25 protein-coding genes and 1 tRNA gene are annotated in these 21061 nt (G+C 68.6%); 14 read left to right on the top strand and 12 right to left on the bottom strand.

What is annotated here, in order from left to right; translation table 11 throughout:
- Positions 1-30: 30 nt before the first annotated feature.
- A complete protein-coding gene (locus RCH12_RS03645) occupies positions 31-264 on the bottom strand; it encodes a helix-turn-helix domain-containing protein (RefSeq protein WP_088454964.1) in 234 nt (77 codons plus the stop codon).
- 64 nt (positions 265-328) lie between these two features.
- Positions 329-787: an ArsR/SmtB family transcription factor gene (locus tag RCH12_RS03650; protein WP_088454963.1), complete on the bottom strand. Its 459-nt coding sequence runs from the start codon at positions 785-787 to the stop codon at positions 329-331.
- Positions 788-863: 76 nt separating this feature from the next.
- Here RCH12_RS03650 and RCH12_RS03655 point away from each other — a divergent pair, with 76 nt between their 5' ends.
- Together RCH12_RS03655 and RCH12_RS03660 are read left to right on the top strand one after the other, a co-directional pair.
- Positions 864-2306 (top strand): TrkH family potassium uptake protein, encoded by a 1443-nt coding sequence (locus RCH12_RS03655; RefSeq protein WP_327016068.1) that lies wholly within the window; start codon positions 864-866, stop codon positions 2304-2306.
- A complete protein-coding gene (locus RCH12_RS03660; RefSeq protein ID WP_088454961.1) occupies positions 2299-2970 on the top strand; it encodes a potassium channel family protein in 672 nt (223 codons plus the stop codon). The genes RCH12_RS03655 and RCH12_RS03660 overlap by 8 nt, the downstream gene beginning before the upstream one ends.
- Positions 2971-3036: 66 nt before the next feature.
- Here RCH12_RS03660 and proC read toward each other — a convergent pair whose 3' ends face one another.
- Complete coding sequence (gene proC, locus RCH12_RS03665; RefSeq protein WP_088454959.1) at positions 3037-3885, bottom strand: pyrroline-5-carboxylate reductase; 849 nt, start codon at positions 3883-3885, stop codon at positions 3037-3039.
- A gap of 81 nt (positions 3886-3966) precedes the next feature.
- On the opposite strand from proC, the gene RCH12_RS03670 reads away from it, so the two are divergent.
- Both RCH12_RS03670 and RCH12_RS03675 read left to right on the top strand, forming a co-directional pair.
- Positions 3967-4929, top strand: coding sequence for a cation diffusion facilitator family transporter (locus RCH12_RS03670; RefSeq protein WP_103461991.1), 963 nt, complete (start codon positions 3967-3969; stop codon positions 4927-4929).
- Positions 4926-5663 carry a glutamine amidotransferase gene (locus RCH12_RS03675; RefSeq protein ID WP_327016069.1) on the top strand — a complete coding sequence of 246 codons (738 nt, stop codon included), beginning with the start codon at positions 4926-4928 and terminating at the stop codon, positions 5661-5663. Before RCH12_RS03670 ends, RCH12_RS03675 begins: the two co-directional genes overlap by 4 nt.
- Here RCH12_RS03675 and tadA read toward each other — a convergent pair.
- Positions 5605-6066 (bottom strand): tRNA adenosine(34) deaminase TadA, encoded by a 462-nt coding sequence (gene tadA / locus RCH12_RS03680; RefSeq protein ID WP_103462030.1) that lies wholly within the window; start codon positions 6064-6066, stop codon positions 5605-5607. The two genes, RCH12_RS03675 and tadA, sit on opposite strands and share 59 nt — an antisense overlap.
- 95 nt (positions 6067-6161) lie before the next feature.
- On the opposite strand from tadA, the gene upp reads away from it, so the two are divergent.
- From upp to RCH12_RS03695, 3 genes are all read left to right on the top strand, one after another.
- Positions 6162-6794 carry a uracil phosphoribosyltransferase gene (upp, locus tag RCH12_RS03685; RefSeq protein WP_088454956.1) on the top strand — a complete coding sequence of 211 codons (633 nt, stop codon included), beginning with the start codon at positions 6162-6164 and terminating at the stop codon, positions 6792-6794.
- Positions 6795-7371: 577 nt separating this feature from the next.
- On the top strand, positions 7372-8082 hold the full coding sequence (locus RCH12_RS03690) for a winged helix-turn-helix domain-containing protein (RefSeq protein ID WP_103461993.1): 711 nt from the start codon (positions 7372-7374) through the stop codon (positions 8080-8082).
- A 381-nt stretch (positions 8083-8463) separates the two neighbouring features.
- Positions 8464-8865 carry a RidA family protein gene (locus tag RCH12_RS03695; protein WP_327016070.1) on the top strand — a complete coding sequence of 134 codons (402 nt, stop codon included), beginning with the start codon at positions 8464-8466 and terminating at the stop codon, positions 8863-8865.
- 49 nt (positions 8866-8914) lie between these two features.
- Here the strand turns inward: RCH12_RS03695 and RCH12_RS03700 are convergent, their stop codons facing one another.
- Positions 8915-9469, bottom strand: coding sequence for a DedA family protein (locus tag RCH12_RS03700; protein WP_327016071.1), 555 nt, complete (start codon positions 9467-9469; stop codon positions 8915-8917).
- Positions 9470-9638: 169 nt separating this feature from the next.
- A complete protein-coding gene (locus RCH12_RS03705; protein WP_103430235.1) occupies positions 9639-10580 on the bottom strand; it encodes a diacylglycerol/lipid kinase family protein in 942 nt (313 codons plus the stop codon).
- Positions 10581-10709: 129 nt separating this feature from the next.
- On the opposite strand from RCH12_RS03705, the gene RCH12_RS03710 reads away from it, so the two are divergent.
- From RCH12_RS03710 to RCH12_RS03720, 3 genes are all read left to right on the top strand, one after another.
- Positions 10710-11156 carry a MarR family winged helix-turn-helix transcriptional regulator gene (locus tag RCH12_RS03710; RefSeq protein WP_088454931.1) on the top strand — a complete coding sequence of 149 codons (447 nt, stop codon included), beginning with the start codon at positions 10710-10712 and terminating at the stop codon, positions 11154-11156.
- Between the two features lie 245 nt (positions 11157-11401).
- Positions 11402-11587: a DUF1918 domain-containing protein gene (locus tag RCH12_RS03715; protein WP_088454930.1), complete on the top strand. Its 186-nt coding sequence runs from the start codon at positions 11402-11404 to the stop codon at positions 11585-11587.
- Positions 11588-11640: 53 nt separating this feature from the next.
- A complete protein-coding gene (locus RCH12_RS03720) occupies positions 11641-12225 on the top strand; it encodes an NUDIX hydrolase (protein ID WP_103430236.1) in 585 nt (194 codons plus the stop codon).
- Positions 12226-12239: 14 nt separating this feature from the next.
- Here RCH12_RS03720 and glsA read toward each other — a convergent pair whose 3' ends face one another.
- The 5 genes from glsA to RCH12_RS03745 form a co-directional block, all read right to left on the bottom strand.
- Positions 12240-13166 carry a glutaminase A gene (glsA, locus tag RCH12_RS03725; RefSeq protein WP_103430237.1) on the bottom strand — a complete coding sequence of 309 codons (927 nt, stop codon included), beginning with the start codon at positions 13164-13166 and terminating at the stop codon, positions 12240-12242.
- 65 nt (positions 13167-13231) lie between these two features.
- A tRNA-Arg gene (locus RCH12_RS03730) sits at positions 13232-13304 on the bottom strand.
- A gap of 52 nt (positions 13305-13356) precedes the next feature.
- Complete coding sequence (locus tag RCH12_RS03735) at positions 13357-13764, bottom strand: MmcQ/YjbR family DNA-binding protein (protein WP_103430238.1); 408 nt, start codon at positions 13762-13764, stop codon at positions 13357-13359.
- Positions 13765-13766: 2 nt separating this feature from the next.
- Complete coding sequence (locus RCH12_RS03740; protein ID WP_327016072.1) at positions 13767-15170, bottom strand: MFS transporter; 1404 nt, start codon at positions 15168-15170, stop codon at positions 13767-13769.
- Positions 15157-15744, bottom strand: a complete 588-nt coding sequence (locus RCH12_RS03745; protein ID WP_327016073.1) for a nucleoside deaminase — start codon at positions 15742-15744, stop codon at positions 15157-15159. The genes RCH12_RS03740 and RCH12_RS03745 overlap by 14 nt, the downstream gene beginning before the upstream one ends.
- 235 nt (positions 15745-15979) lie before the next feature.
- On the opposite strand from RCH12_RS03745, the gene RCH12_RS03750 reads away from it, so the two are divergent.
- From RCH12_RS03750 to RCH12_RS03760, 3 genes are read left to right on the top strand one after another with little or no spacing between them, the layout of a single operon-like run.
- Positions 15980-17179, top strand: coding sequence for an MFS transporter (locus RCH12_RS03750; protein ID WP_327016074.1), 1200 nt, complete (start codon positions 15980-15982; stop codon positions 17177-17179).
- A gap of 32 nt (positions 17180-17211) precedes the next feature.
- The gene (locus RCH12_RS03755) at positions 17212-17940 is read left to right on the top strand and encodes a flavodoxin family protein (protein WP_103430242.1); all 729 of its coding nucleotides are present in this window, start codon (positions 17212-17214) and stop codon (positions 17938-17940) included.
- 57 nt (positions 17941-17997) lie between these two features.
- Complete coding sequence (locus RCH12_RS03760; protein ID WP_327016075.1) at positions 17998-19587, top strand: carboxylesterase/lipase family protein; 1590 nt, start codon at positions 17998-18000, stop codon at positions 19585-19587.
- A 20-nt stretch (positions 19588-19607) separates the two neighbouring features.
- Here the strand turns inward: RCH12_RS03760 and RCH12_RS03765 are convergent, their stop codons facing one another.
- Entirely contained in the window at positions 19608-19946 is a 339-nt protein-coding gene (locus RCH12_RS03765) for a winged helix-turn-helix transcriptional regulator (RefSeq protein WP_327016098.1), read from the bottom strand.
- Between the two features lie 216 nt (positions 19947-20162).
- Here RCH12_RS03765 and RCH12_RS03770 point away from each other — a divergent pair, with 216 nt between their 5' ends.
- Positions 20163-21017 carry an SDR family oxidoreductase gene (locus RCH12_RS03770; RefSeq protein WP_103430245.1) on the top strand — a complete coding sequence of 285 codons (855 nt, stop codon included), beginning with the start codon at positions 20163-20165 and terminating at the stop codon, positions 21015-21017.
- The last annotated feature ends 44 nt before the right edge of the window (positions 21018-21061 follow it).

Genomic DNA, 21061 nt, shown 5'->3' on the forward strand with positions numbered 1-21061 from the left:
GGGATTCGCGACCGACACGAAAACCCCATTCTAACGGATAAAGAAAGTCCCGTCCGACTCACTTCCTCCGAGAGTGGGTTCGATTGCCCTCAGGACCGCCGATTCCGGCACCCGGAAGGAGCGTCCGAAGCGCACGGCGGGCAGTTCACCAGCATGCACCATGCGGTACACGGTCATCCTGGACACCCTCATGACCTCGGCGACCTCGGCGACGGTGAGGAAGCGCAGATCGTCGAGTCGCGAGTCGGGAAGCGCACGTGACATGGGCGGCTCCCTGCTATCGACGAGTGAGTGTGCCCGTCACTGTAAAGCGAAGCCCGGCCGCCCGCTAGTCGCTTTTGCGCCACTTCTTGACGCTCTTCTTCACCCCGGAGTCCTTGACCACGTGCTGCATCTGGAAGGAGGTATCCGCGAAAGCCTTACCGATCGCCGCCGCGAAGGCGCGCTGCTCATCCTTGAGGACCTCGGTGTCATCGACGACCCCCGCGAGCACGGTGTCCACGTCGATACTGAGGAACGGGATCAGCCAATCCTCGATCACTTCGAGCGGGGCATAGTCGAGGTGGTAGTAGCGGTGCTGGCCCTCTTCGCGCACGCCGACCAGCCCGGCCTCACGCAGCACCTTGAGGTGTTTGGACACCGTCGGCTGGCTCAACCCGAGCGAACTGACGATGTCGGAGACGCTCAGCTCCCCCTGGGCGGCACTGGACTGGTTGTAGCGCTCGAGGAGAATGCGTAAGATATCGCGTCGGGTCGAGTCCGCCACTACGCCAAAGATGTCTGCCATGCCCCAAGGCTAGTCATTCCGGGTGCGGGTGCTATGACAAGTTGTCAGCGACCCCAGGTCAGGCAAGGCGATTCGAATGAAAACGCAGGCCCCCACCGCACGCTTCACGCAGCATTCCAACACCTGGTACGGGCACCTCCGGGACTCGGTCGACGGCCTGGTGCGCAGGTCCCCGTCCAGGTTCGCGCTTCTCGTCTTCACCTCGCTGATCCTGCTCTTCACCCTGCTGTTCTCCTTGCCGATCGCTTCGGCCGGCGACACCGACACCCCGCTGCATGACGCCGTGTTCACCGCGGTGTCGGTGATCTGCGTCACCGGACTCAGCACCGTGGACATGGCCACGCACTGGTCGCCGTTCGGCAACGCGCTGGTGGTCATCGGGGTCAACATCGGCGGCGTCGGCGTGCTGACCCTGGCCTCCCTGATGGGCCTGGTGATCTCCCGCCGGCTGGGCCTGCGCGCCAAGCTCATGGCGGCCAGCGACTCGAACCCGTCGCGCATCCACATGGGCCCGGTCAACGAGGGCCAGGCCGTGCGCCTCGGCGAGGTCGGCAGCCTACTGCTGACCGTGGCCATCAGCACCCTGGTCATCGAGGCGGCCGTCGCCCTGCTACTGTTCCCGCGGATGCTGATCGACGGCGTGCCCGCCGGCGAGGCGCTCTGGCAGAGCATTTACTACGCCGCGATGGCGTTCACCAACACCGGGTTCAGCCCGAACGCCGGCGGCATCGGCCAGTTCGCCAACGATTACTGGTTCCTCGGCGCGCTGATGGTCGGCGTGTTCCTGGGCAGCCTGGGCTTCCCGGTGCTGATGACCTTCGCCCGCAGTTGGCGCTCACCCCGCCGCTGGTCCGTGCACGTCAAGCTCACACTCTGGACGACCACGCTGCTGATGGTGTCGGGAATGATTTTCTACATCATCCTGGAATTCGACAACCCGAAGACCTTCGGGTCCCTGAACGCCGGCGACACGATCTTCCAGTCCCTGTTCATGTCGGTGATGACCAGATCCGGCGGATTCGCCACCATCGACATCGCCGACCTGCACGGCTCCAGCCTGCTGCTCAGCGACATGCTGATGTTCATCGGTGGCGGCTCGGCCTCCACCGCCGGCGGCATCAAGGTCACCACCCTGGCGGTGCTGTTCCTGGCCGCGTTCGCCGAGGCCCAGGGCAAGGAGCAGATGGAGGCCTTCGGCCGCCGCATCCCCAGCGACATCCTGCGCCTGGCGGTGAGTGTGGTGCTCTGGGGAGCGACCACCGTGGCCGTGTCGAGCATCCTGATCCTGCACATCTCCAAGCAGGCACTGGATGTGGTGCTGTTCGATGTCATCTCGGCGTTCGCCACCGTCGGGCTGTCGACGGGGCTCACTGCCGAGCTCCCCCCGGAGGGTGTCTATGTGCTGGCGGCGACGATGTTCATGGGCCGGGTTGGTACAGTGACTCTCGCGGCGGCGCTGGCAGCGAGCCAGAGCAGACAGTTGTTCAAACGCCCCGAGGAAAGGCCGATAGTTGGTTGACCGGATCAAGCAGAACGCTCCCGTGCTCATCATCGGCCTGGGCCGTTTCGGCGCAGCGACCGCGGGCAAGCTCGACCGGTTGGGCCGCGAAGTGCTCGCCGTGGACAGCAGTGAGGCGCTCGTGCAGAAGTGGTCGGAACGAGTCACGCACGCCGTGCAGGCCGACGCCAAGTCCATTGACGCGTTGCGCCAGATCGGCGCCCAGGACTTCTCTGTTGCGGTCTGCGCCGTGGGCTCCTCGATTGAGGCCAGTGTGCTGATCGTCGCGAACCTGGTCGACCTCAAGATCCCGCAGATCTGGGCCAAAGCCATTTCGCAGTCGCACGGCAAGATCCTCGAACGCATCGGCGCCAATCACGTGATCTACCCCGAGGCCGATTCCGGCGAACGTGTCGCCCACCTGGTATCGGGGCGGATGCTGGACTTCATCGAGTTCGACGACGACTTCGCCCTGGTGAAGATGTACCCGCCCAAGCCGATCCGGGGCCTGAACCTCACCGAGTCCGGGGTGCGCACCAAGCATCACGTGACCGTCGTGGGCGTGAAGAGCCCGGGGCGCCCGTTCACCTACGCCACGGCCGAGACGGTGGTCTCCGACCATGACCTCATCATCGTCGCCGGCACCGAGGGCGACATAGAACGTTTCGCGGCCCTCGGCTCCTAAGCTCGGGTCGAGACTGACGCGACCCATCCGCTGGTTGAGCTGGTCGAAACCCGGTGCGACGCGGGGCTACGAGGCGGCGAGTTCCCGGGCCCGCGCGAGCGCGGCATCCGTCGCCCGGTCGAACAGGCCCTTGACGTCGCCGGTTTCGAGTTGCTGCACGGCCCGCTCCGTGGTGCCCTTAGGGCTGGTCACCTGGCGGCGCAGCTCGGTGGGGGTCAGGTCGGACACGGCCAGGAGTGCGCTCGCGCCCAGGAAGGTGCCGTTGACCATGGTCGCCGCCTGGGCGGGGGTGAAGCCCTTGTCGATGGCCGTCTGGGTGAGCTGCTCAATGAGGTAGAAGACGTAAGCCGGGCCGGATCCGGAAATGGTGCTCAGAGCGTCGATCTTGTCCTCTGGCACCACCAACACCTCACCCACCGTCTCGAACAGGGCGGTCGCCAGCTCCATCTGCACCGCCGTCGAGCGGGTGCCGGCGCTCAGCCCGGTGACGGCCATACCCACAACGGCTGGAGTGTTCGGCATCGACCGAATCACGGCGACACCGTCGGGCAGGTGCGTTTCGAAGGTGGCGATGGTGACTCCGGCGGCCACACTCACGACGAGGGTGCCGGGCTCGAGGCTGTCGGCGATCTCGGCGAGCAGGTCGGGCACCATCGCGGGCTTGACGGCCACGATGACGATGCCGGCCCCCTTCACCGCGAGACGGTTGGCGTTGGGTTCGGTCTCGGTCGCCCACGCGGTCACCCCGGCGGTGCCGGCGAGTTCGGCGGCCTTGGCGGCTGACCGGTTGGTGGTGCGGATGCCGCCGTCCACCGTGACGGTGGGCTTGAGCAGTCCGGCCAGGACGGCCCTGGCCATCGATCCGGCGCCCAGGAAGGCGATGGCGGGCAGGGTGACGGGTGCGGTCGAAGTCATCCCCCCAGTGTAGTTTTTCGCGCCAGGCCGACCCGGGGCATCTGGCCGCTCGAGAAGATGGACGGTTCTAGGATTGGTCGCATGAGCGCATCAGGCGGAAACAAGGCGATTGTGGCGGCGCTGCTCGCCAATCTCGGTATCGCGATCACCAAGTTCATCGCCTGGTTCGTCTCGGGGTCCTCCTCGATGCTGGCCGAGGGCGTGCACTCGCTCGCAGACTCCGGCAACCAGGTCCTGCTGCTGATCGGCGGACGCAAGTCGAAGAAGGCCGCCGACACCGAGCATCCGTTCGGCTACGGGCGTGAACGCTACGTGTACGCGTTCGTGGTGTCGATCATCCTGTTCTCCGTCGGTGGCGTGTTCTCGATCTACGAGGGCATCGAGAAACTCCAGAACCCGCACGAACTCGAGAACGCCTGGTTGCCGATCCTGGTGCTCCTGGTTGCGATCGGCCTGGAGTCGTTCTCGCTGCGCACCGCCGTGAAGGAGTCCAACCACACCCGCAAGGGCGAGACCTGGGTGCAGTTCATTCGGCACGCCAAGGCCCCCGAGCTTCCCGTGGTGCTGCTCGAAGACGTTGCGGCGTTGACCGGCCTGACGCTGGCCCTGGGCGGCGTGGGCCTGACCGTGCTCACCGGTGACGCCACCTGGGACGCCGTCGGCACCCTCGCGATCGGCGTGCTGCTCGTGCTGGTGGCCATCGTCCTGGGCATCGAGACCAAGAGCCTGCTGGTGGGCGAGGGCGCCAGCGACAAGGATGTCGACGCCATCAAGGCCGCCATCCTGGCCGGCCCGGAGACCAAGAACCTCATCCACCTCAAGACCCTCTACCTGGGCCCGGACGAACTCCTCGTGGCCGCCAAGCTCTCCTTCGACTCCGCTCAGCGGTTCTCCGACGTGGCCGCCGGGATCGACACCATCGAGGCCCGCATCCGCGAGGCCGTGCCCAGCGCCAGGGTGGTTTACCTCGAGCCCGACCTCTACATCGACCCGGCCACGGTCAACCCGCCCACCGACACGATCTTCATCAAGGGACGCGAATGAGTGCGAGCCGTATCGCCGTCGTCCTGCGGCACGCCGACGATATCCACCTGGGCAACCTGGAGCAGGTGCTTCTCGACCACGACTACACCGTGCACTACATCGACACCCTCGGCGCCGACGGCGTGCGCGGCATCGACCCGGCCGCGGCCGACCTCCTGGTGGTGCTCGGCGGTGAGATGGGCGCATACGAGACCGAGAGTTATCCGATACTCACCGACGAGATCGAGTTGCTCACCCGCCGGCTCGCCGCCCGCCGCCCGGTCTTCGGCGTCTGCCTGGGCGCCCAGCTGATGGCCAGCGCCCTCGGCTCCCCGGTCTACCGAGGCCAGAGCAACGAGATCGGTTTCCGCCTGGTGGAGCCCACCGAGGCCGGCCAGGCCTCCCCGCTCCGCCATGTCAGCGGCATCCCGATGATGCAGTGGCACAGTGACACCTTCGACCTGCCGGCGGGCACCATCCGCCTGGCGGGGTCGGCCGCCTACGGCAACGAGGCTTTCGCCATCGACGACTGGGCCCTGGCCGTGCAGTTCCACCCCGAGGTGACCGCGGAGATGCACGAGACCTGGCTGAGCTCCTCCGAGGCCGAGGTCCGCGCTGAGGGTCTGGAGCCCGACGCCCTGCGGCAGGAACGCGCCCAGCACTCCGCTGCCATGCAGCAGGCGTCCAGCGCGATGTTCAGCGAGTGGCTGTCGGCCCTGCCGGGCGACGCAGCGGGTCCTCAAAGAACTCGGTGAGCAGAAGGCCGCACTCGCCCTCGGCCACCCCGGACACCACCTCGACCCGGTGGTTGAGCCGGCGGTCCCGCAGCACGTCGTAGAGCGAGCCGGCGGCGCCGGCCTTCTCGTCCCAGGCCCCGAAGACCACGAGGGGGATACGGGCCGCCACGATCGCGCCGGCGCACATCACACAGGGCTCCAGAGTCACCACGAGGGTGCAACCGGTCAGGTGCCAGTCCCCGGTGGCGGCGGCTGCCTCACGGATGGCGACAACCTCGGCGTGCAGGGTCGGGTCCTGGTGGAGTTCCCGTTCATTGCGTCCCCGACCGATCACCCGGCCGGCGGCGTCCAGCACGACAGCGCCGACCGGAACGTCGCCGCTGGCCAGGGCGCCGTGCGCTTCGTGGAGGGCCAGCCGCATCCAGGCCAGGTGTTCCTCGCTCTGCCGCACCACCCCACCCCATTTCCGAGTAGCCCACGAGAGCCGGATGCCCGTTGAGCTAGTAGATTGAGCCTATGCGAGTCCACGTAGCCGACCATCCGCTCATCACCCACAAGCTCACCGTGCTGCGTGATCAGAGCACCTCGTCACCGATGTTCCGGGCGCTGGTGGAAGAGCTGATGACGCTGTTGGCCTACGAGGGCACTCGAGGCGTGCGCGTCGACGAGGTCACCGTGCAGACCCCGGTGGCGATCGCCCGCGGCGTCAAGATCAGCGACCCGAAGCCGCTCGTGGTGCCGATCCTCCGCGCGGGCCTGGGCATGCTCGAGGGCATGGTCAAGCTGCTCCCCACCGCTGAAGTGGGCTTCCTGGGCATGGCACGCAACGAAGAGACCCTGCAGCCGACCACCTATGCGGAGCGCCTGCCGGACGACCTGTCCGACCGTCAGTGTTTTGTGCTCGACCCGATGCTGGCTACCGGCGGCTCGCTGATCGCGGCCATCGAGTTCCTCTTCGACCGCGGCGCCGTCGATGTCACCGCCATCTGCATCCTGGCCGCCCCCGAGGGTCTCGCCGCCGTCGAGGCCGCTTTGGCCGGCCGTGAGGTCACCATCGTTCTGGGCGCCGTCGACGAACGCCTCGACGAGCACGGCTACATCGTGCCCGGCCTCGGCGACGCAGGCGACAGGCTCTACGGCCTGGTCTGATCCGGCCCGGTCTGTTCAACCGGCTGCGGGCATCGTCACATTCGGCGCGCCCGCAGTACGCAGATCCTGCGACGCCCGGCGCGCCGACCGCGGTTAGATTCACAAAACTTTGAAATAGTTCGTTTCTCGGTGGATTTCTTTGATGGATCGCCGTTTCGTGCGAGATCCTACGAACTCGCACAGCCCCTCGTGAACCTGATGCAGGCCACCGGGCGCTTTCCGCCGTCACTGAATTGACACAACTTGTCACAGTCGGCTTTACTCACACTCATGACTTCCACCACACGCATCCCGACCTCCGCCGAGGCTTTGGGGACTGCCGGCATGATGATGCCCGGCAGTGTTATGGCGTGTTGCCGAATGTGCCGCTAGACCAGACAGGCACTCTCGCCGAGTCACTCGCCCCTCACCCGCTGATCTGCAGCCGCTGAGGACGCCGCCATCGCGGCAGGGAGACTCCAGGGCCCTCGCTACCGAGGCCGCCCGCTCCACCGGCCGCTTAGGCCGCCCTTTCTCGAACCCATGAGCGCGGATGCGCCGGGTTCCCTGCGCATCATCACCCCCAAGGATTCCGATCATGTCACTCGCACACATCGACTCAGCCCGCTCCGTCCAGTCCTACCGCCCCGAGCTCACCCTGGCCCCGGCGCCCGCACCGGCCGCACCGCGCATCCGCGCCGTACCCGACGGCAGCCAGGCCCGCGGGTTCGTGCTCTACGTCGGTATCGATGAGGCCAAGGCCGCCGCGGCGGGCACGAGCCTGCACCGCATCGTCGAAGAACTCAAGAAGCTGACCCAGGCGATCGCCCCCTCGTCCGAGACTCACGCCGCCGTGGCCCTGGCTCCCGACGGCGTCGGCGGCCGGGACGTGGACGTCGTGCGCCTGGCCCTGCAGGACCCGGCCGCCCTCGCCAAGCGCCGCACCACGGCCGACGACGCCGACCGGGCGCCCGGCGGCGTGGTCGTTGACATCTCCCGCAAGCGCGTGATCCTCGACAACGAGACCGCCGCGCTCACCTACAAGGAGTTCGAGCTGCTGCAGTACCTGGTGCTGCGCGAGGGCCGCACCATCGAGCGCGCCGAGCTCATCGCCAAGCTGTGGGACGCCGAGAGCGAAGAGGATGCGCCTAACGAGCGCACCATCGACGTGCACGTGCGTCGTCTGCGCGCCAAGCTGGGCCGCTACGAAGACATCGTGCGCACTGTGCGCGGCGTGGGCTACCGCTTCGACCGTCACGCCGACGTATCGATCCGCCAGGCCAGCACGCCCAGCCCCGACCGCTTCTAACCGTCGCCGGCCGCTGGGTCGCACCCGCTCGTTTGCCGAGGTCGACCCGCGAGGTCTCGCCACGCTCGAGCAACGGGCGCACTCACCGGCCGTTAACGTGATTGAGGGCCGGTCGTAGAGGCAAACGACCGACCCTCTTCCCTTGCACCAAGAGTGTCCTGCAATCACATTCGCATCTTCCGCCACAGCAAACGGTTGACGCACTACGAATATATAACGAAGAGGTAACGGAGCGCCAGTTATCCAATCGCTATTTTCCTGCGAGTTCACAGTGCGTTCGCTTGGATCGCGATACATGCCCCCTGCGTGCCGGCAGGCTGCGCGTCCGCCCTCGTGGTTGCGGGCGTAGCGTGTCGTCCAGGAAGAATCGGAGGAAACACCGTGGACATCATCCGCTTGCAACCCGCCGGACTCGTCAAGAGTCCGGCGTTCAGTCACGTCGCGATCGTTCCCGCGGGCGCCACGACCATCTATGTGGGCGGTCAGAACGGCGTTGACGACACCGGCACTGTCATCTCCGCGGATATCGCCGAGCAAACCAGCCGGGCGGTCGACAACGTCGTTGTCGCGCTCGGAGCGGCCGGCGCATCCCTTGTCGACGTCGTGCAGTGGACTGTATTGATCGCCGCGGATGCCGATCTGGGCGCCGCCTACGGCGCCATCGCGCCGCGGCTCGCCGGGCCCGGTGTCCCACCGCTGGTGACCGCGGCACGGGTGGCGGGACTGGGAGTTCCGGGAGCCCTCATCGAAGTCAGCGTGATCGCGGCCAAACTGCCGTCATAGGACCGGCGGTCACGAGACCGACGGGCCCTTCTGACCACCAGGTCGATGATCACGCCTCGGCGAGCGCGGCCGAAACCGCGACCACGGCGCCCAGCACCGGTTGATCCCGCAACCAGGCGCCGGCGAAGACGCCGACGAGGACCGAGTAGCCGGCCCATGCCGCCCCAGACACGGCGCTGAGCGGCACGAAACGGCGTCGGGCAAACCCGCTCGAGCCGGCCATGACGTTCACCGCGACCCGGCCGACCGGCACGAATCGAGCCGTGAGGATGACGGACGCCGCACGCCGGTCGAGGGCGCCGCGAGCACGATCGAGCAGCCGGGACGCTTTCGGCCCGCGTGTCCAGCGAAAGCGTTCAAGGTCGACCCGGCGGCCGAGGGAGAACGCCAGGTTGTCACCGACGAACGACCCGATGGCCGCCACCAGGAACACCGCCCAGGGATTCGGGGTCCCGGTGGCAACCCCGATCGCGGCGACGGCCACCACGACGGGCTCACTGGGCATGGGTGGAAAGAACCCGTCGAGGGACACGAGCAGCAGAACGACGACGAGCACGAAGGGGGATGCCGCCCAGGAAAGTATGAGCTCGTTGAGCGTCTCCACGGGGATCCGATCTGCCGGGAAGGCCACCCCAGAGCGATGGCGGTGAGGTGGGACTTCGTCTGTCTCCGACGCTACGGATGCGCTCCAGCACGCACCATCGAGCTGGCTCCCGTACTCGCAGGCGGGCTAACCCCACCATGCCCCGTCACAACGCTGACTCAGGGGCCGCTCAGCGCCCGCCGAGCCTGGCGGGAACGGGCAGCCGCACAACCAGGGCCCCAGGATCCACGCTGAACCGACCGGCACGGGTCTCGCCGACCGGGTCACCGTCGATCTCCGCGAGCACCGGGCGGTCGAGTTGAAACCCGAAGTCGCGACCCGACCATTGGCGCAGCGATGCGGCCCCGTTGCGAATCCGCGCGGCGACCTCGACCGCCACACCCAGCCAACCGGCAACGACGTTGGGCCGCAGCACCACCAGGTCCAGTCGTTCATCGTCGACCTTCGCGCCGGTGGCGAGTTCGATATTGGCTACCACCGAGCTGCAATTGCAGGCCAACACCATGAGGCACTCGTGGCTCGTGTGCTCCTCGCCGTCGACAGACAGGGTCACCCCGAAACCCTCGCGGAACATCGTCGCTCCACCGGCGACGACATAGGCGCCCCAGCCCACCTTCTTCTTGAGGCCGTCATCGGTCTGCGCCATGATGTCGGCGTCCAGGCCGACTCCGCCCATGACGACGAACACCCGTTCTTCGCCATCGTCGAAGGTGGCCAGTCCCACGTCGATGGCGTGGTTCTGCCCCAGGAACGCGATCTCCAGGGCGTCGTCGAGAGAATCGACCGGGATGCCCAGGTTGCGGGCGAGCAGGTTTCCCGTGCCGCTGGGGAGCAGGCCGCACGGCACCGAGGTGCCGCGCAGCACGCCCGCTGCCGCCCGCACCGTGCCGTCGCCGCCCATGACGCAGACGAGGTCAGGGGCGAGCGCCAGCGCCGACCGCGCCGCGGCGACGCCCGAATCATCCCTGTTCGTCTCGAACCACAGCGGGTCATCCCAGCCGAGGCGGCTCGCCGCGGCGCCCACCTGAGCCTTCGTCTCCGCAAGATCCGGGAACTTGCTCGGATTGATGACGACGGCGACGGACGGGGTTCGACTTCGCGAGGCATCCATACGCGCACTATAGAACGGTCTCGCTGCACGGGCGGCAATGCGTGATCGACCGGGCTAGGCTGCCGGGGACGCCGCGCCGATCCCATATTGTTGAACACGGGATGCCCGGGGGCACGGTGAGGAGGCAACATGGTCGATCGTGCAATAGCCGTCGGCGCGTGGGAGTCGCTGTTTCGCGCCCAGGTCGCCATCATGCGCAGTCTGGCCGAGGACTTCCCGTCCCGCGAGATCTCCTTCAACGAGTACGACGTGATGTTCAATCTGTCCCGCCAGCCCGAACGCAGCATCCGGTTGCGGGAGTTGAACAAGCACGTGCTGCTCACCCAGCCCAGCGTGAGCCGGCTGGTGGACCGACTGGCGTCCAGGGGGTACGTGCTCAAGCACGCCGACCCCGACGACGGCCGCGGCGCCATCGTGCAGCTGACGGATGCCGGCTTCGCGCTCTTTCGGCGGGTGGCGCTGGACCACATGGGCTCGATCAGCACGCGGGTGGGCGACAGCCTGAGCGACGATGAGCTCCTGCAGCTCACCGCCCTGTGCGACCGGCTACGGCTGGGACCGGACCAGCCGGTCTGAGCCGCTGCGGGTGCCGGCGAGGCAAGGGCCCTACCCCTCACCTCGCCGTGGCACTCCCTTGCAGGACTGCCATCTCGGCCAGACGACCCGAACGCTGCCTGACTGAGAATCCGTGTGGCGCGTTGGACAAAACTAAGGTTAGCTCAGTTTCGTGCCCGCTGCGGGGCTGCGGGAATCTCGCTGAGCGCCACCGCCCCTGTGCAGGCGGAGACCGCGAGCGTACTCTGCCCGACAGGAGGTGCGTTATGCGCGCAGCAGAGAACGACCGGATCATCATCCGCGGCAAAACCGATTCAACGCCTGACCGGCACGGCACCATTCGCGAGGTCCGCGGCCCCGAGGGCGAGCCGCCCTACCTGGTCTCCTTCGACGACGGTCACGAGACCCTGGTCTTCCCCGGCACCGACTTCGTGGTCGAGCACGCCCGCTGAGCGGCGCAACCGTTGCCGCCGCGGACACCTGTTGCCGGCGGCTACCCTCAGGTATGCCCGATCCCGACCTCCGCTCCCCCGCTGCCGACCTGATCGACCGGCTTCGGGCCTGGATGCCGCTCGCACCCGGGCAGGCCGTGCTGCGGGACGAGTACCTCGGGTTCGTCCTCGGCTCGCCCGAGGCGGCGCTGGAACGCCACGGCGGCCCCGAACACGTCACCGGGAGCTGCTTCGTCTTCACCCCCGACCTGGCGCAGGTGCTGCTGTGCTTTCACAAGAAGGGCCGGTTCTGGGTGCAATTGGGCGGTCACGTCGAGGCGGCCGACGGCTCCGTTGTCGACACCGCCCTCAGGGAAGCCCGCGAGGAATGCGGCATCGACGACCTCGATCCGGTCGGCGGCGGCATCCTGGATCTGGACCGGCACGCCCTGGGTGGCGGCTTCAGCTGCCGTACGCACTGGGACGTGGGCTTTGCGGCGATCGCCAGACCGGAGGCCGCCCCGGTGGCGAGCGACGAAAGCGACGATGTCGCGTGGTGGCCGGTGGCTGCGCTGCCGCAGAACGTTCCCCCGCAGTTCGCGCTCCGCCTGGCCGGTGTGCTCGCCGAGCTCGGCAACCGGCAGCGGGCGACGCACTAAGCCCCGACCGGGGATCAGCCGAAGGCGTGGAGGTCGAGGTCGACACTGAGCAGATCGCTCACGAGACGCCCGCGCACACTGGTGCCCTGCGCGTCCAGCGGCGGGCTGACCACGGCGGCGCCGAGCCGACCGGGTGCTGCCAGCACGATGGCGCCGGAGACGCTCGACTTCGCCGGAATCCCGACACTCTGCATCCACCGGCCCGACCCGTCGTAGACCCCGCAGGTGGCCATCACCGACACGACGTCGCGGGCGATCCCGGCCGGCACCACCCGCTCGCCGGTAACGGGGTTCACGCCCCGGCAGGCCAAAGTCGCGCCCATCACCGCGAGGGCCCGGGCGTCAACGAGCACGGCGCAGGCCCTGGCGTACACTTCCACGGCGTCGTCGGCGCTGACCCGCAGGGTGCCCTCCGACCGCATCAGGTGCGCCAGAGCGTGGTTGCGGTCGCCGAGTAGGTGTTCGGTGCGGGCAATGCCCTCGTCCACCTCGAGCGGGCGCCCGGCGAAAGCCGACAGGCCCCGCAGGATGCGGTCGTTCCGGGCGGCGACGTCGTCACCGTCGACGAGGGCGGCGGTGAGCAGCGCTCCGGCGTTGACCATGGGATTCGGTGGCCGGCCGGTGCCGCTTTCGAGCTTGATGGCGTCGAAGGCCTCACCGGTCGGTTCGATGCCGATGCGATCAAACGCGTCGCCGTGGGTGTCCAGCAGGGCCAGGGCGAAGAGGAAGGGCTTCACGGCCGACTGCACACTGAAGAGCACGTCGGCCTGCGCACTGCTCCGCACGGTGCCGTCCGGCAGCACGAGCGCGATTCCGCACAACCCCGGGTCGGCGTCGGCCAACTGAGGGATGCTGTCATCGACCGCTCCCCCGCCTTCGGAGGCCACCCGGTCACGGAGCGAATCGAGGTCGTATGTGCGAGGGTCCGAGGAGCGGCTCATCAACCCATCCTGTCACGGCCGGAAACGACGAAAGCGGCCCACCGAAGTGAACCGCTTTCAATCTGTGCGCCCGAAGGGATTCGAACCCCCAACCTTCTGATCCGTAGTCAGATGCTCTATCCGTTGAGCTACGGGCGCAGTGATGAATTCGGGACCGAAACCCTCGAAGACAACTTAGAAACTATAACAGTTATTTTGAGCCCTCTGGTGCGCCTGGGGCCCTCCAACGGTCCAATTGCACCAGTTGGCGCTTCAGCGCGACCTGTCGATACGAGGTCTCCACCAGTTCCGCCAACTCCACCCAGTCGGTCCGGGGTGAATCGAAGTCGATGGCGAGCCAGCCGGCCGGGCCGAAATAGGGCGGGATGAACAAGCGCGCATCCTGCACGAGAGCCCGCCGCTCCTCGGGGTCCGGCTTGAAGACCATGCTGTGCGGCCGGTCCATGCTCGCACCGACGGTGACGAAGATCTTCTTGCCGGCGCGGAAGGTGGGCCGCCCCCAGGCGAGCACCTCGACGGCCTCGGGGAAGGCCAGGCACAGGGCGCGCAGGCGCTCCAACGCGGCATCGGGTTCGTCGAAGAGCAGCGGATGTTCCATGACTACCCGGACTCCCCGACGGCCGCGACCGGCGCATCCGCAGCGGGTACCGCCCTGCGGATGCCCAGCCAGGAAACGATGCCGCCCGCGAACATCAACGCGGCCACCAGCACCATCGCGCGTTGGAAACCGGCGACATCCAGCGCAGACCCGACGATGGTGCCGGTCAGGGCGATCGCGACGAGGCCGGCGACACGGGCCACGGCGTTGTTGATCGCCGAACCGATGCCCGCCTGGCCGGAGTGGATGGAGCCGAGCACGGCCGAGGTGAGCGGCGCCACGGTGATCGCCAGGCCGAGTCCCACCAGTACGATTCCCGGCAGCACCTGCAGGGCGAAGTTGACCGGCGGCACCGCCGTGGTCACCAGCAGGAAGCCGGCACCGGCCACGAACGGGCCGATCGTCATGAACAGCCGCGGCCCGTACCTACCGGCCAGGGTGCCGAAGAGAGTGGCGAAGAGCAGCATCATCACGGTGGCCGGGATTCCGGCGAGCCCGGCGAGGGTGGCGGAGAAACCGCCGACCTCCTGGAGGTAGAGGGCGAAGAGGAAGAAGCCCAGGTTGAGCGCGGCGTAGATCCCGACGGTGGCGATGTTGCCCACCGCGAAGTTGCGCACCCTGAAGAGGCCCAGCGGCATCATCGGCTGCGGCGCCCGCGCCTCCCACCAGAGGAAGGCCGCGAACGCGATCAGGCCGATGGCCATCGGGAGGTAGACGATGGGGCTGCCCCAGCCGAACCGGCCCTGTTCGATCAGCGCGAAGACCGGCCCGCCCAACCCCACGACGGCCAGGCAGGCGCCGAGCACGTCGACGCGGGCGCCGGCGACAGGCCGGGTCGGTTCCTGCACCCGGCGCAGCAGGAACATCGTGACCGCGATCGGAATGACGTTGATGAAGAAGACCAGCCGCCAACTCACCGCATCCACCAGGATGCCGCCGAGCAACGGGCCGGCGATGCCGGCGACCCCGGTCCAGCCGGTCCACGCGCCGATGGCCTTACCCTGAGCGACACCGCGGAAGGTGGAGGTGATCAGCGCCAGCGAACTGGGCACCAGCAGCGCCGCCGCCACCCCCTGCAGTAGTCGGGCGACGACGAGGAGGACTCCGGTGGGCGCCAATCCGCAGGCCAGGGACGTGATCCCGAACCAGATCAGGCCGGCGCGCAGCACCCGCACCCGGCCGAAGGTGTCGGAGAGTGACCCGGCCACCAGGATCAGCGCGCCCAGACTGAGCAGGTACCCGTCGACCACCCACTGCTGCAGCGGCAGACCACCGCCGAGTTCCCGGGAGATGGCCGGCAGCGCGACGTTGATGATCGAGCCGTCCAGGAACGCCACGAATGACGACAGGATGGCCACAATCAGGATGCGCCGTTGGCTGGAGGTCACCCGATCAGTCAACACCACCGCGCGCGTTGTACACCAGCACATCCGCCTCGCCATACTCCCGGAACACCCGGAGCGCCTCGTCGCGGCCGATGTCCTGCACCACGGTGATGCCCCGGGCCTCGAATTGCTCCGCCCAGTCCTCACGCATCGGGCCCTCATCGAAGCCGGTGAGAGTTTCCAGCTCGGCGCCGGAGCCGGCCACGACCAGTCGGCGCACCCCCGACCACATCGTTGCGCCGTAACACATCACGCAGGGGCGCCAGTTGACCACGAGTTCCAGGGGACGGGCCGGATCGGCGCCGAGGTCCCAGGAGCCCGTCGCACGTTGCGCCAGCCCGAGGGCCATGACCTCGGCATGAGCTCCGGCCACGCCGGTGGACAGCACCACGTTCACCCCCACCGACACGAGCTCGCCCGTGCCGGCGTCGACGACGATGGCGGCGAACGGTCCGCCGTTGCCCTCCCGATAGTTCCGGGCGGCGAGGGAGTTCACCAGTGCCATCCGCTCGTCCAGGGTCGGCAGCGTCTGCGGGAGTCCGGGCATCAGCTCGGTCAGCCATGACGGCAGTGCCAGGGTGAATGTGGTTTCCATGGGGACCTTCCGTCAGAGGCGCCGCACCGCGCGAGGCCGAGACCCCACAGCGTACGAGGCGGATGTTTCCGGCAGGTTATGCCGCCGAGCCCCGCTCTCGGCTCCGTTTCCACCGACATCTCCACTGCAACCGCCGAACACGGCTGCACCCTGATAACCTCCGGGCACCGCCCTGTTGCACCGATGCGCCGTCGTCCTCGTGCGGCCCGACCACCGACGATCTGGAGCCGACCGCATGAGCGCACCGACCACCATCCGCCCCGTGGTCGGTATCCGTCGTTCCCGGGTGGCGGTGAGCGCCAGCTACGCCGCGCAGGGCTTCGGCTACGCAGTGGTCGTCACCTCGCTGCCCAACCTGAAGACCCGGTACGGCATCGACGACACCGTGGTATCGCTCATCGTTCTGCTGGTCTGCCTCACAGCGGCCGGCGGTTCGCTGCTGGCCGATCGACTCGCGGTGCGCTGGGGCAGCCGGGTGGCCCTGGTGGTGGGACTGCTGCTCGAGGCCGTGGCCCTGCCGCTGATCGCCTCCCCGGTGGGGCTGCCCGCGTTCATCGCCGCGTTCGCGATCTACGGCGCGGGCCTGGGCATCGTCGATGCCGCCGGCGCCATGCAGGGCGTGCTGGTGCAGCAGCGCATCGGCGTCTCCGTGATGGCCGGATTCTTCGCCTGGTACACCGGCGCCGCCATCGCCGGCGCCCTGCTGATGTCGGCCGTCGCCGGCACCGCGGCCAACGCCGGCATCGCCCTGGTTGCGGGCGCCGTCGTCGCCCTCGCCGTCGCCGTCGTGGGTGTGCGCGGCTTCGACCCGCGGCGTACCAAGCTTCCACCGGCCCCGGATGCGGCCCCGCACGGCAAGCTGCCGCGCCGCGGCATCGTGTTGTTCGGCACCGTGGTGCTGGCCGCCTTCGTGGTGGACTCCGCCGTGAGCACCTGGAGCACCGTGTACCTGCACGATGTGCTGCTCACCGGCGCCGCGATCGCTCCGCTCAGCTACGCCGCCTACCAGGCCGCCATCCTGCTCACCCGCATCGGCGCCGACGTGCTGGTGCGCCGGTTCGGCCGGGTCGTGTTGGCCGCCTGCACCACGGTGCTGGCGATCCTCGGCTGCCTGGTCGTGGCGACGGTGCCCGTCACCTGGGCCGCCGTGGCCGGCTTCGCCCTGGCCGGTTTCGGGGTCGGCGCCCTGGTGCCGCTGGCGTTCAGCGCTGCGGGCGAGCTGCACGAGGCCCGCAGCGACGAGGTGATCGCCAGGGTCAACCTGTTCAACTACGCCGGGGCGGTGCTCGGCGCCGTGCTGGTGGGTCTCCTCGCCGACTCCACCGGGCTCGCCCAGGCGTTCCTGCTGCCGATGGCGCTGCTCATCCCGGTGCTGTTCCTGGCCCGGCGGTTCGCGCCGCGCCCGGCCCGCACTTCCGCGCAGGGACCGGGCTAGACGCTGCCGGGGCCAGGTGCTTGACTGCCCCCATGGTGCACACGCTCAGAAACACGCAGGCCTCGTTCGACTATCAGGGCCTGCGCGCCCTGTTCATCAACTGCACCCTCAAGCGCAGCCCGGAGATCAGCAACACCCAGGGCATCATTTCCCTCAGCGCACACCTCATGCGCGAGCAGGGTGTGCACGTCGAGGTCATCCGCGCCATCGATCACGACATCGCCACCGGCGTCTACCCCGACATGACCGAGCACGGCTGGGCGACGGATGCCTGGCCGGCCCTGTTCGACAAGGTCGCAGCAGCCGACATCCTCGTGCTCGGCGGGCCCATCTGGCTCGGCGACAACAGCTCGGTCACCAAACGGGTCATCGAACGGCTGTACGCGATGTCGTCCGAGTACAACGACAAGGGCCAGTACATCTACTACGGCAAGGTGGGCGGCGCCATCATCACCGGCAACGAGGACGGCGTGAAGCACTGCTCGTCCAACATCTTGTACAGCCTGCAGCACATCGGTTACACGATCCCGCCCGCAGCGGATGCCGGCTGGATCGGCGAGATCGGTCCAGGGCCGAGCTACCTGGATGCGGGCTCCGGCGGCCCTGACAACGAGTTCACCAACCGCAACACCACGTTCATGACCTGGAACCTGATGCACCTGGCCGCGATCCTCAAGGCCAACCGCGGCATCCCCGCCTACGGCAACCTGCGCCAGGAGTGGGACGCCGGCGAACGCTTCGGGTTCGAACCGAATCCGTAAGTACCGCTAGGGCACGACAGGCCCCGAGCACGCGAACCGGGGCAGGAGGGACACACGATGCTCCGCCCCCTGCCGGACAACGCCCCGGCGCACCAGTCACCGTCCGCATCCCGGCCCTGGCCCCTGGAGGTTCTCGTCGCCGGCGGCCTGGTTCGGGGCAGCCTCCCCGTCGCGGGGGTGCAGACCTGGCGCGGGATCCCCTACGCGGCCCCGCCGGTCGGGCCGCTGCGGTTCCGCGCACCCCAGCCGGTGATCCCGTGGACGGGCGTCCGCGACGCCGGCAGCTACGGCCCCGTCGCCCCGCAAGACCGGGGCACCCAGTTCAAGGGCGTCAGCCGCCGCACCCGCATGGGCGAGGACTGCCTCAGCCTGAACGTGCAGCGGCCCGCCGACCGGCCGGACGAGGCCGATCTGCCGGTGATGGTCTTCATCCACGGCGGCGGCTACGCCTCCGGTTCCTCACAGGACTTCACGGAACGCAGCCAGACCATCGTGCGGAGCGGCCGCACGGTCTACGTCGCCCTCAACTACCGGCTGGGCGCCCTCGGCTACCTCGACTTCAGCCGGTTCAGCACCCCCAACCGCCCCTTTGAGAGCAATCTCGGGCTGCGGGACCAGGTGGCCGCCCTGGAATGGGTGCGGGACAACATCCGGTCGTTCGGCGGCGACCCGCACAACGTCACCGTGATCGGCGAGTCCGCCGGCGGCAATGCCGTGGTGACGCTGCTCGCGACGCCCGCGGCCCGTGGCCTGTTCGCCAGGGCGATCGCCCAGAGCCCGCCGTCGAACGCGGCGTACTCCCCCGCGTTGGCCGGCCGCTGGGCCTCCGAGTTCATCGAGGTGCTGCGGCAGGGCCGCGCGCCGGAGCTGGCCGGCGGCCGGCGGCCCGCCGCCGAATTGCTGGACACCGCCACGTGGCCCGCCCTGGTCCGTGCCGCCCTTGTGCTGCAGCGGCGCACCCCGGATGTCGACCCGGGCACCTTCTGCATGGCCCCCGTCGTCGACGGGAGCTTTTTGCCCGAACGCCCCCTTGACGCTTTCCGCCAAGGGCACGCTCACCCGGTGCCACTGATCATCGGCACCAACGACAGGGAGGGCTCGATGTTCCGCGGCCGGATCGACATTCTGCCGCGGTCGATCCAGCGCATCCAGTCGCTCTTCGACGAGGCCCCGCCCGGCTCCCATCGGGACATGCGGGCGGTGTACTCCGCCCTGCCGGCCCTGCGCGCCGAAGTGGACTTCAGCGGCGACTACGCGTTCTGGTTTCCCAGCGTGCAGGTCGCCGAGCTGCACTCCCGGTCGGCACCGGTTTACCTCTACCGCTTCGACCTGGCTCCCCGGCTGTTGCGCCTCCTCGGCTTCGACGCCACGCACGGTCTCGAACTGCTCGCCCTTTCCACGTCGGGCACCGACAGTCAGCTGCGCAAACTCACGGCCCTGGGCGGCCGGGCGAGTTTTCTGCGCACCGGCGACCGGATGCGCGCGCACTGGCTGCACTTTGCGGCCACCGGCCTCACCGGGCCGGGCTGGCCGGTCTACACCGAGGGTGATCGCCTGACCCTCATTTTCGACGAGGAGGACCGGGTGGAATCCGACCCCCGCGGCGAGCGCCGGGTGGCCTGGCTGCAGTTCCTGCCCAACCTGTAGGCGCCGCGGTCCCCGCCGGCTCAGCGACCGCCCACGATGTCGCCGGCGTTCACGCCCACCCAGCGCACCAGCGGCAGGAGATGTGCGGCGAGCTCGTGGCCACGGTTGGTGAGGCTGTAGTCCACCCGGGGCGGGATGCTGGGCTGCGCGTCACGGTGCACGAGACCGTCGGCCTCGAGAGTGCGCAAGGTCTGCGCGAGCATCTTCTCGCTGATGCCCTCGATACCGCGGCGCAGTTCGCCCCAGCGCAGGCTGGTCTCGGTGAGCGCCACGATCACGAGCACGCCCCACTTGCTGGTGATGTGGTCCAGCACCACCCGGCTGGCGCAGCCCGCCGCGAAAACGTTCGCCGCCGGCATCCCGGCCCCGGCCGGTGCCGGATCGCCGACCAACTGGGCGAGGCGCTCCCGCACGACTGCGTCGGCGGTGGACGGAGCGGCTGGGAGAGACAGAGCAGCGGTCATGGAAACCAGCTTACCTAAAGGTGGGTACCTGCGGTTGGGAAGTATTGGGCGGGCCGGCGGGTTGCACCGACCAGAAGGCACGCATCTTGCGGGTCGCGAAGGGAACATCCAATGTCTATCGTCGTCACCGGAGCAACCGGCCAGCTCGGGCACCTCATCGTCGAGCACCTCATCAACCGTGGCGTCGCCCCGGCCGAGATCACCGCCGTCGGCCGGAACACCGCCCGCCTGGCCGACCTGGCCGCGACGGGCGTGTCCACGGCGGTCATCGACTACACCGACCCGGCCAGCCTGGCCACAGCCTTCACCGGCGCCGACGTGCTGATGCTCGTCTCCGGCAGCGAAGTAGGTCAGCGTGTCGCACAGCACACCAACGCCATCACCGCCGCGGTCGCCGCCGGCGTGGGCCGCATCGTCTACACGAGCGCCCCGAAGGCCGACACCTCGGCCCTGATCCTCGCCCCCGAGCACAAGGCCACCGAGGAGGCACTGGTGGCATCCGGCGTTCCGTTCACGATCCTCCGCAACGGTTGGTACACCGAGAACTACGCGGCCGCCGTGCAGCAGGCCCGGGAGACGGGCGTCTACCTCACCAGCACCGGTGCGGGCCGGGTGGCCAGCGCCTCGCGCAACGACTACGCCGAGGCCGCCGCCGTGGTGCTCACCACCCCCGGCCACGAGAACGCCGTCTACGAGCTCGCCGGAGATATCGCCTGGACCGGCACCGACATGGCTGCCGCCCTCACCGAGGTCGTCGGCCGGCCCGTCGTCTTCACCCCGGTCTCCCCGGAGGAGCACACGGCCATCCTCACCGGAGCCGGCCTGGACGGCGGCACCGTCGGCTTTGTGGTGGCCCTGGACGGCAACACCCGCGACGGCCTGCTGGCCGGCGGGTCGAGCGACCTGGCCACCCTGATCGGCCGCCCCACCACCCCGTTGCTGGACGGTCTGCGCGCGGTCGCGTAACCCTCGCCGCGACCGGGGCGCAGCCGTTGAGAGCACCGGAGGCC

This window comes from Cryobacterium sp. MP_3.1, assembly GCF_035984795.1.
GTDB lineage: Bacteria > Actinomycetota > Actinomycetes > Actinomycetales > Microbacteriaceae > Cryobacterium > Cryobacterium zongtaii.